Source organism: Streptomyces lonarensis (assembly GCF_012033735.1).
In the GTDB taxonomy this organism is placed as follows: domain Bacteria; phylum Actinomycetota; class Actinomycetes; order Streptomycetales; family Streptomycetaceae; genus Streptomyces; species Streptomyces lonarensis.
The window spans coordinates 1-8,553 of the sequence record NZ_JAAVJD010000224.1; the positions used below are offsets into that span (position 1 = coordinate 1).

Sequence of the window (8,553 nt, forward strand, 5' to 3'; positions counted from 1 at the left end):
GCCCCGGCCGGGCCGCAGCGGCCCACCGGAAGCCGTGGTCAGGATAGCCGGGCGTGCCGCCGGCCCGCGGTGCGACCGGAACGCCCGCCGGGAGTGCGGCGGGTCGGCGCCGGCCCGGTGTGCTGTCGGGGCCCGGCCGTTCGCGCGCCCGCGCCCCCGCGGTGAGACAGCGTCAGCTGTTCGGCGACAGCAGCTTGGGGGACAGCGCGCCGCAGGGGATGAGGTCTATCTCCGCCCCCGCCTCACGCAGGTCGGTCAGCACCAGTTCGTCGTAGAGCAGCGGACCGGACTCCGCCGGCCAGCTGATCGCCCACAGCCACAGGCCACGCGCCTCGCCGGCGAAGACGGCCCGGTCCGGAGGCACGTCGGCGACGTTCCACAACGGGGTGGGCCGCCCGGCCGCCGTCGTCCGCGCCTGCGGCGTCCCGGAGACGTCCATGTGGGGCGTGGGGTCCGGTCCGGTGAGGCCGGCGTAGGCGGCGCCCAGACCGACGCCCAGTTCCTCGGCGACGAGGATGAGTTCGCCCCCGCCGCCGAGCGGCGCCGGCCCGGAGCAGGCGACGGCGGTGGCGCGTCCGCCGCTGCGGTCGTCGCCCGCGCAGGCGACCCCGGTGAACAGCCAGCCCACCGGCAGCGGCCAGGGCATCCACACCGGGACCTGGGTGCGGCCGAGGACGACGGCCAGCGCGTCGATGCTGGGTGGGATGACAGGTTGGAGCGGATGGACCGCGCCGTGTCCGTCGCACTGCCACGTGTCGGCGAAGAGGCCGGGCGCTCGCACCCGGCCACCGCACTTCGGGCAACTGGGTTCGCCCCTCATGGACGACAACGGTCCCCGGGGAACGTGCCCCCGTCAAGCATGCTCGCCCGGGCAGCGTCGCCCGTTTCCGGCCGCGGCCGGTACGGGTCCGCCGCACGGGGCACGGCAGCCCCCGCAGGTCACAGCCGTGCTGTCGGGCCCCGTGGTCGCGCGCGCACCGTCAGTGCGCAGGGCGCAGACGCGGCGTGGGAATTACTCAAACGCGCCCCATGTCACTCGTTCGAGTGGTTGATGCCGCACCCCGGGCGGGTGCGGCGGTGAACCCGGCGCCCCGCGCGGCGCGTTCGGGGCCGGCTGCCCCGGCGGCGCACACCGGGCGACGCTGCCCGTAGGGTCGGGGCCGTGGAGACGCGAGCCCTGGTCGAGACCGCCCTGACCGACGCCCTCGGGGAGCCCGACGCGCGAGCGTCGGTCACCTTCCTCGGCACCGACCGCATCGAGGTCCTCCGGTTCGTCGGCGGCGCGCCGCGGCCGCAGGTGCGCTACGCGACCCTCGGCATGTCCGACGCGCCGATGGCCGACCCCACCGCCGTCCTGGCCGACCCCGACCGCGGCCCCCGCGCCGAGCTCCTGCTGACGCTCCGCCCCGTCGCGGGTACCCCCGTCGACCAGGTCCTGCGGGCGCTGACCGTCCTCGCGGCCGGCCCGCAGGTGGAGGGTGTCGTCGTGGCCCCCGGTGCCTCGCTCGACCTCGGCGAACCCCTCTGGCCCGGCGCGCCGTTCACCTCCGTCCTCGTCGGTGCTCCCGACCCGGTACCGGACCTCCCGCTGCCCGCGCCCGCCGACCCGGTCCGCTTCCTGCCGCTGCTGCCCATGACGCCCCACGAGGCCGCCTGGAAGCGCGCCCGGGGCGCCGACGCGCTCCAGGAACGCTGGACCGCGTCCGGGACCGACCTTCGCGACCCCCGACGCGCCTCCGCCGTCTGACGACGGCCCGGCGCCGCCCTGCCGGGTGTTCACCTGCTCGCCACGCCGGGGACGCGCCGTCGCCACCGCCGGGGCGCGCCGCGCTGGGTGGATGGCTGGCGCACCCGTCCGACCGGGCCGGTGCACCAGCCACGCCGGTCACGCCACGGAGCAGGAGCAGCGATGAGCGCCAACCACCGGACCGGTGCGACGGACCGCGCCCACGTCCCGGAGCACGGGGCGGCGCCGCGTCGCCGCAGGGCGGCCGCGGTCGGCGGCGCGCTGGCCCTGCTCATGGCCGCGGGCGGCGCCCTCGCCGGGCCCGCCGCCGCCCGGACGGCGGACGACACGGAGCGCGTGGCCGTCGCGGCCTCTCCCGCCGGGGCCGCCGCCGGGGACCTGCTGGAGGTCCGGCTGCGCGACCTGCGGCCCACGCAGCCCGCCATCGGCCACGACCAGATCCACTACAAGCTGGGCCGGTACGCGGGCACCAAGGACGAGGCGCGCGGCAACCCCAACAAGCGGTTCGACGACTGGTGCGAGGCCAACGGGCAGGAGGAGGCGGCGAGCGCGGGCGCCGGCGCCACCCTCGCCGACCCCGCCACCTTCCGCTGCACCCTCGCGCTCGGCGAGGAGACCGCCGACAGCGTCGCCGCGATGAAGACCGTGGTGATCGGCCCCGGCGGGTCCCTGCACCTCACCGACGGCCACCACACCCTGACCTCCTTCCTGGAGACGCCGGACGGCGGCCCGGACACCGAGGTCAGGCTCCGCGTCAGCGACAACCTCTCCCACCTGTCCACCGACGCCTTCTGGCGGGAGATGCGCGCCCGCGACCTGGTCTGGCTCCAGGCGCCCGACGGCTCCACCCTCACCCCGGCCGACCTGCCGCGCGGTCTCGGCCTCGCCCGCCTCGCGGACGACCCCTACCGCAGCCTCGTCTACTTCACGAGGGACATCGGCTACGCCCCGCCGTCGGACGCGCCGGAGTACCTGGAGTTCCTGTGGGGCCGCTGGCTCCGGACCCACGTCGACCTCGACGCGACGGACCTGCGGGACCCCGCCGCCTACCTCGCCGCGATCGAGGAGGCCTCACGCGCGATGGTCGCGGCCCCCGGCGACACCGAGATCGCGCCGGGCCGCACCGCGGACCGGCTCGGCCGGCTCGCCGAGTGGAACGACGGCAAGAAGGCCACCGGCGGCGAGTGGGCCAAGCTCTCGCTCCCCATCGACGACGCCCGGCCCGGCAAGCTCGCCTACGCCGTCGACTCCCGGGGGCGGGTCCCCGCGGCGCCCGACTGCACCCGCACCGTGACCGGCCGTCACAACGGCCCGCTGGTCGCCGCCTCGGGCGTGCTGTGTCTCGACGGCGCCACCGTCCGCGGGCCGGTCGTGGTCTCCGGCGGCGCCTCCCTCCTCTCCCGCGGCGCGGACATCTCCGGCCCGGTCTCCGCCGTGGCCGCCCGGACCGTCGAGCTCTGCGGCACGACTCTCGACGGCCCGCTCAGCGTGGTCGGCACCCGCGACCGGCTCACCCTGGCGGGCCACGGCTGCACCCCGAACGAGCTGCGCGGTCCGGTGGCCGCCGTCGGCAACGCCAGGGGCTGACACCGCCGTCGTCCGTGAGGCGACCGCCCGGGTGCTGCCGGGCGGTCGCCTCACACGTGTGCGCGGCTCCGGTGCGAGCCGGCCCGAGCCCGCCGGAGGTGTTCGGGGAGCGCGCGGGGCGCGTGCAGCACGGGACGGCAGCGCGTCCCGCTGCATGCGCCTGTTCGTTCCGGCCACTGGCCACCGGCCGCCGGTGGCGGCTCCCGGGGGCCTGGCCCGCGTGCGCCGCTCGGCCGGGCAGGCGGGCGAACCGCAGCGGGCCGGGCCGTCACCGGTCGGCGCGCCCGGGAAGCGCGCCGACCGCGGCTGCGACGGGCCGGTGGCCGCGCGGCCGAAAGCTGTCGCTACCTCTCCCCACAGCTCATGAACCGGTGCGACCCGCCTGTCCGAGGCCGCTGTTACAGCTGTTCCCGACCGGGCCGCACGGGGCGCCCCGGCAGCAGCAGAGAGGCAGTCCATGACACCCCCGGGGTACCACCGCGTCCGCTCCCACGCCCGCACCCGGTCCGGCTCCGGTTCCTACCGGGTCCGCTCCCACCTCCGGCGCGACCGCGGCCGCTCCGCGCCCGCGTCGAGCGTCGGCACGCCGGCCGGTACCGCTTCGGCCTCACGCGACGGTGCTGCGGCCGGGTGGGTCGTCGCCATCCTCCTGATCGCGCTGGCACAGGGCGGCTGTCAGGCCACCGGCGGTGCTTCCGCGGACGGGCAGGAGCGTCCCGCGGTCACGGCGACGGACGCCCCGTGAGCCGCCCCGGACGGGCGTCGTGTCGGCCGCCGCAGCGCGCCGGGCGGGGGAGGAGGTGAGGAGGTGCACGGGGACACGCTGCTGGAGAAGTCGCTGACAGTGGTGTTCGGCCCGCTCTTCGCCCTGGCGATCGCCGCGTGGCTGTGGCGTCTGCTGGTCGACGAGGTCGGGGGCCTGGTGGCCGACACCTTCTGGCCGTGGTTCACCTCGCCGCCGTGGTGGCTGCCGTTCGCCGGGGCGGGTGGGCTCTGCGGCGTGGTGCTGGTCGCACTGCTCCTGCCGTCCGCTCGGCCGACGCGCGGCGCTCCGGCGGCGCCGGGGTGGGAGGAGCCGTCGTTCGATCCGGCGCAGTTCGCGCGGATGTCGCCCACCGCGTTCGAGGAGGCCTGCGCCGAACTGCTGGTACGGGACGGCTTCCTCGACGTCCGGCGCGTCGGCGGCTCCGGCGACCTCGCCGCGGACGTTCTCGCCCGGGACGGGGAGGGGCGGCGGGTCGTCGTGCAGTGCAAGCGGTACCTGAGCCCGGTCGGCAGCGGCCACCTCCAGCGGTTCAACGGGACGGCAGTGCCCGAGCACGGTGCCGACCTCGCCGTGATGGTGGGGCTCTCCGGCTTCACCGCCCCAGCACGGGCGTTCGCCGCCCGCCACGGCATCGCCCTGGTCGGTGACGAGGAGTTGGCGAGGTGGGCCGTCGGCACTCCGCTCAGGGCGGTGCTGGCCCGCCCGCCGGACGGGGGCGGCTGAGCGCAGCCGCCTTGCCCCCGCGCCTCGGAGGTCAGGTCGCTGCGGGGGCGGGGGGCACCGGGCGGGGCGGGCGTTCCGCCCGGATGACCAGGGCCAGCCCCAGCAGGATCACCCCGAGCGCCGGGTAGGCCGGCCACGGCGGGGTCTGTCCCAGCCAGACGGCCGCGATGAGCGCCGCGCCCGGCGCCTCCAGCAGGATCGCGGTCGAGGTCACCGAGGGGCCGAGGCCGCGCACGACCCGGTTCAGCAGCGAGTGGCCCAGCAACTGGGCGGTCGCCGTCAGCACCAGCAACTTGATCCAGGTCTCGGCCGAGTAGCCCGACAGGTCGGTGCCGGCGGCCAGGCAGACCACCAGCAGCAGCGCGGCGGTGACCGAGTAGCAGACGAAGGTGTAGGCGGTGGTGCTGGTGGTGCGGCGCACCTCGTTGCCGATCAGCATGTAGACGGCCGCCGCCAGCCCGCCGGCGAGCGCCAGCGCGTCACCGGCCAGGGCGCGGGCGGAGACGCTGAGGTCCACCCCGGTCAACAGGACGACGCCGGCGAAGGCGACGCCGGTGCCGATCCAGGTCCGGCGGTCCGGCCGGTGCCCGCGCAACCACAGCAGCACGGTGATCCAGATGGGCGTCGTCGTCACCAGGGCGACGGAGGAGGCCACCGAGGTCATGCTGAGGCTCGGCAGCCAGAGCGCGAAGTGGGCGGCCAGTACGGCGCCGGCGGTGGCGGACAGCACCAGGCGCCGCCTCCCGAGCGTGGCCAGCTCCCGCCGCAGGGACTGCCGGAACAGCACCACCGGAGTCAGCGAGGCCGCCGCCATCGCGTTGCGCCAGAAGGCGATCGCCAGCGCGGGCGCGGCGGTGGCCGCCACCAGCGGACCGGAGAGCGAGATGCCCGCCACCGCCACGGCCAGCAGCAGCAGGTCGAACCTGGCCTGCGGTGAGGTGAGCACCAGCCCCGGAGAGACCTCCCCGGCAGGGGCGGGCCGCCCGTTCCGGGGGTGCCCGGTCGCGGCCGCCGGGGCGGCCTGCTGGGACGGACTGCTGTGAGGTCCGGTGCCGGCCAACGCTCCTCCTGTGGTGCGGGCCGGACGCCCGGCCGACCACAGGGTAAGCCTCGTGACCGTCGAACGCTGCTGACGCCCGAGGGATGAGAACCGGCCTTTCCGGAAGCGGGGCCGCCGGAGCAGCTGCCGCGGCCCGGCGCGCCCGCCCGGGCGGGTGGCTCGGGAGTGCGCGCGGGCAGCCCTGGGGCGCCGGGCGCACGGTGGCCTCGCGGGAGCGGGGGCACGGACACCTGCTGCTCGCGACGCTCGGCCGCTCGTGCCGCCCGGTGTGCGGCAGGTCGGGCACGCGCCGTCGGGCCAGATCGCGGCCCGGCGCAGCTCCCCGTTCGTCGGCGCGGGTGCCGGCATGTCCGGGGCGCGGCGCCCGCCCGGCCCGCGCGCCCCGGCGCGGCGCGGCGTGCCGGGTCAGCCGGCGGGGAGGTTAGCCGGTGGGGAGGTTCAGGCGGAGACGGCCCGGTGCCCGTGGGCGGGGCCGTGGCCCGCGCGGACCACGAGCGACAGCAGTGCGGCACCGAAGACGGCGCCCGCGAGCAGCACCACCGGCAGGCTGCCCGGGCCGAGCACGGTCCGGGCGATGAGGCCGCCCAGCAGGGCGCCACCGGCGCCGGTGGCCAGGGCGAGCCGGCTGTCGAGGAAGCGGGCCGGACGGCGGCCCACCGCGACGGCGGCGATGACGAGACCGAGCAGCGCGCTGACGGTCGGCTCCCAGAGCATGGTCCCTCCCGAGCTGTGTGTCCGACGGGGCACCGGCGTCCTACCCAGGGCGGTGACCACACGAAACGGCGGCCGGTGATCTTTCACCGGCCGCCGTCGCAGCGGAAGTTGACGTCTGTCAGAGCGCCCCGAAGCCGACCCGGCGCGCGGCCGACTCGCCGATCTCCACGTACGCGAGCCGGTCCGCGGGAATGATGATCTCGCGGCCGCGCTCGTCGGTCAGGCTGAGCACCTTGTCCTTGCCGGTGAGCGCCGCGGTCACCGCGTTCTTCACGTCCTCGGCAGACTGCCCGCTCTCCAGAACGATCTCGCGCGGCGTGTGCTGAACGCCGATCTTGATCTCCACGGCTTGTCCCTCCGCATGGTTCGTGACGTGCGCGGGGCCCGCGCCGCCGTCGTTCCGCAAGCGTATCGGGGGTCGCCACCACCGGCGGGGGCGGACGGCCACGCCCGTAGCGAACAGTGCGCGGGGAGGGCGTTCGCCGCGGGTGGGCGCGGTGATCCGCGGCGCGGTTCGCGCGCGGGTTCGAGGGGAGCGCGGCGCGGCGCCGCCGCCCCGCGGGACCGCCGGTGGGGCGGGGACCGCCGGGAGCAGCGGGCGCCGGCCCGCGCAGCGGTCTCACCGGTACTCCGACAGCCGGCGCCCGACGCCCAGCAGGGCGGCGCCCGCGGCGCCGACGGCCAGCACCATCGCACCCTCCGGCAGGCCGTCGAGCCGCGCCCGGCCGGTGTCCACCGCGTCGGCGAACCGCTGCCGCTCGTGCTGCAGCGCCGCCTCCAGCGCCGAGTCCAGCCGGTCGAAGGACTCCCCGGTCGACTCCTCCTCGCCGATCACCAGCTTCACCGCCTCGTCGTAGGCGCCCGAGTCCTCCGCCGCCATCGCCGCCGCGTTGCGCTCCCGCCACTCCTCGGCGTGCGCCGCGACCGTCCGCAGCTGCTCGCGGCCGCTGTCGTCGCCCGCGGCCGCCTCGGCCCGCGCCAGCAGCCCGCCCGGCTCGCGGGGCGGGCCGAGGAGGGTCTCCATGCGGGCGCGGTAACTGTCCGCGAAGACGGTGCCGGCGCCGCGCGCCACCAACGCCAGGCTCTCGTCGCCCCGCGCCTGGAGGCTCTCGGTGTGGATCTCGGTGAGCAGTTCCAGGGAGCGCGTGCCGGTCCGCTCCGCCGCGGTGAGCGGCGCGACCGACAGCGTGTGGGCCACCGCGAGCCAGGCCAGCAGCAACGAGGTGGTCGCCGTCGCCGCCAGCAGCGCGGGGTCCAGGACACGGTTGGTGCGGCGGTAATGCCGGTACTGGCTCCAGCCGAGTGCCGCCAGCACCAGCACACCGCAGCCCAGCGCCGGCCACGGGCGGGCCCGGGCCCGCGTCAGGTCCTCCTGGAACCGCGCGTGCTCCAGTTCGTGGAGCCGCTCCGCCGCGGGCAGCAGGACGTCCTGCATGTGGGCGTCGGCGTACCGCAGATAGGCGCCGCCCAGCGGGTACCCCTGCCGGTCGTTGGCGCGGGCCGTCTCCACCAGGCCGGTGTAGACCGGCAGTTCCCGGCCGAGCACGGCGATCTGCCGGCCGGCCTCGTCGGACCCGCCGGCGGCGTGCTCGGCCGCCGTCAGCAGGCGTTCGGTGGCGTTGCGGATGTCGGCCTCGTAGCGGTCGCGGGCGGGGCGCGTCGCCTCGCTGCCCGCGAGGAAGCCCACCGCGGCGGTGGTGTTGGCGTCGGCCAGCGACCGGTACAGCGCGGCCGCGTCGGCGCTGAGAGGCTGGCTCTCCTGGCGCACCGCGGTCGCGGCGTCGGTCCGGGAGGACACCTGCCAGGCGGTGGCCGTGCCGAAGGCGAGCAGCAGCACGGCGAGCAGCCCGCCGATGACGCGGAGCCGGCCGGGCTCGGTCCGCAGCGCCGCGCGCAGCCGGGCGACGCCCTCGACGAGGGCGGTGGGCCGCGGCGGGGGCGGCAGCGGGACCCGGC

9 protein-coding genes are annotated in these 8,553 nt (G+C 77.1%); 4 read left to right on the plus strand and 5 right to left on the minus strand.

All coding sequences use genetic code 11. The features are described 5' to 3' along the window. Positions 1 to 172 precede the first annotated feature (172 nt). Complete coding sequence (locus tag HCN56_RS20935; protein WP_167973445.1) at positions 173 to 820, minus strand: DUF6758 family protein; 648 nt, start codon at positions 818 to 820, stop codon at positions 173 to 175. A 342-nt stretch (positions 821 to 1,162) separates the two neighbouring features. Here HCN56_RS20935 and HCN56_RS20940 point away from each other — a divergent pair, with 342 nt between their 5' ends. The 4 genes from HCN56_RS20940 to HCN56_RS26650 all read left to right on the plus strand — a co-directional run bounded on the left by HCN56_RS20940 (position 1,163) and on the right by HCN56_RS26650 (position 4,823). Beyond that, positions 1,163 to 1,747: a suppressor of fused domain protein gene (locus tag HCN56_RS20940; RefSeq protein ID WP_312871335.1), complete on the plus strand. Its 585-nt coding sequence runs from the start codon at positions 1,163 to 1,165 to the stop codon at positions 1,745 to 1,747. A 162-nt stretch (positions 1,748 to 1,909) separates the two neighbouring features. After that, positions 1,910 to 3,334 (plus strand): ParB/Srx family N-terminal domain-containing protein, encoded by a 1,425-nt coding sequence (locus tag HCN56_RS20945; protein WP_245246820.1) that lies wholly within the window; start codon positions 1,910 to 1,912, stop codon positions 3,332 to 3,334. Positions 3,335 to 3,791: 457 nt separating this feature from the next. Next, positions 3,792 to 4,079 (plus strand): hypothetical protein, encoded by a 288-nt coding sequence (locus HCN56_RS20950; protein WP_167973447.1) that lies wholly within the window; start codon positions 3,792 to 3,794, stop codon positions 4,077 to 4,079. A 63-nt stretch (positions 4,080 to 4,142) separates the two neighbouring features. Next, positions 4,143 to 4,823, plus strand: a complete 681-nt coding sequence (locus HCN56_RS26650; RefSeq protein WP_312871336.1) for a restriction endonuclease — start codon at positions 4,143 to 4,145, stop codon at positions 4,821 to 4,823. A gap of 31 nt (positions 4,824 to 4,854) precedes the next feature. Here HCN56_RS26650 and HCN56_RS20960 read toward each other — a convergent pair whose 3' ends face one another. From HCN56_RS20960 to HCN56_RS20975, 4 genes are all read right to left on the minus strand, one after another. Next, the gene (locus HCN56_RS20960; RefSeq protein WP_312871338.1) at positions 4,855 to 5,769 is read right to left on the minus strand and encodes a DMT family transporter; all 915 of its coding nucleotides are present in this window, start codon (positions 5,767 to 5,769) and stop codon (positions 4,855 to 4,857) included. 552 nt (positions 5,770 to 6,321) lie between these two features. Then, complete coding sequence (locus tag HCN56_RS20965; protein WP_167973451.1) at positions 6,322 to 6,597, minus strand: hypothetical protein; 276 nt, start codon at positions 6,595 to 6,597, stop codon at positions 6,322 to 6,324. Between the two features lie 118 nt (positions 6,598 to 6,715). Further along, entirely contained in the window at positions 6,716 to 6,943 is a 228-nt protein-coding gene (locus tag HCN56_RS26655; RefSeq protein WP_167973453.1) for a DUF3107 domain-containing protein, read from the minus strand. Between the two features lie 273 nt (positions 6,944 to 7,216). Then, the coding region (locus tag HCN56_RS20975; protein ID WP_167973455.1) for a GlnX family signal transduction membrane protein at positions 7,217 to 8,553 on the minus strand (1,337 nt) is incomplete at its 5' end.